This is a genomic window from Agathobaculum sp. LCP25S3_E8, assembly GCF_052117165.1.
Lineage (GTDB): Bacteria > Bacillota > Clostridia > Oscillospirales > Butyricicoccaceae > Agathobaculum.
Genome location: NZ_JBQKJR010000174.1, coordinates 1 through 495, shown reverse-complemented (window position 1 = coordinate 495; position 495 = coordinate 1). Strand labels below are relative to the sequence as shown.

Sequence of the window (495 nt, the reverse complement as noted above, 5' to 3'; positions counted from 1 at the left end):
GTCCATTTTTACCGAAATGTGTTCTCTGTCACACCTCGCTCAAAGGTGAAGCTGGTGGCCAAGATGCTCAAGGCGATCCACGCTCAGGAGAGCAAGAAAGCCGCCCGAGAAAAAGCTAAGGCTGTGGTAGAGGAACTGCGCTCTATGAAACTGAAGGAAGCCGCCAAGAAGGTGGAGAATGGTATTGAGGAAACGTTGACCTACTGTGATTTCCCCAGTGAACACTGGACCCGTATTCGTACCAACAACGTGATTGAGAGGCTAAACCGGGAGATCCGCCGCCGTACCCGTGTGGTGGGCAGTTTCCCGGACGGCAACTCTGCCCTTATGCTGGTCTGTGCCCGGCTGCGCCATGTAGCCGGCACCCAGTGGGGCAACAAGAAGTACATGAACATGAAGCATCTGGAGGCGACCGTTGAGGATGCCTCCATTGCTGGCTGACTTCATTCATAACAGAGTCTGCGAACTAAAGTGCGAAAAATTCTTGACACGACC

1 protein-coding gene is annotated in these 495 nt (G+C 53.3%); it reads left to right on the top strand.

Translation table 11 applies throughout. From position 1 onward, the window contains the following. Positions 1–441, top strand: a 441-nt coding sequence (locus ACTQ34_RS18150) for a transposase (RefSeq protein ID WP_441364992.1), incomplete at its 5' end; no start/stop codon positions are given. Between the last annotated feature and the right edge of the window lie 54 nt (positions 442–495).